This window comes from Salmonella sp. SAL4457 (assembly GCF_046548235.1).
GTDB classification, from domain to species: Bacteria; Pseudomonadota; Gammaproteobacteria; order Enterobacterales; family Enterobacteriaceae; genus Salmonella; species Salmonella enterica.
This window is the reverse complement of the sequence record NZ_JBGDZO010000797.1, coordinates 1-258: the sequence shown is the minus strand read 5'-3', so window position 1 is coordinate 258 and position 258 is coordinate 1. Positions and strand designations below refer to the sequence as shown.

The window sequence follows — 258 nt, the reverse complement described above, 5'->3', positions numbered from 1 at the left end:
GCGCCACGCCTGGCCCTCTAGAAGCGGTATGCCGCGCGTAGGTAGTAGAAGGCGCCGTTGAAGCCGATCTGCGAGGCATAGGTGTCGTAGCGCAGCACGTCGCCAGAGGTGGTGTTCTGCGCGGGCAGCTTGTCCGGACGGACGTCGAACAGGTTGTCGGCGCCGGCGGTCAGCGTCAGGTCGGCGCTGAGCCGGTAGCGCGCGGCGATGTCGGTGATGTACTTCGGGTCGTTGACGAAATGGTTGAATTTCTCCGTC

1 protein-coding gene is annotated in these 258 nt (G+C 64.3%); it reads right to left on the bottom strand.

Translation table 11 applies throughout. The annotated features are described in order from the left end of the window. Nucleotides 1-17: 17 nt before the first annotated feature. Nucleotides 18-258: hypothetical protein (locus tag ACLJNW_RS26360; RefSeq protein ID WP_410961531.1), on the bottom strand; the 241-nt coding region annotated here is incomplete at its 5' end.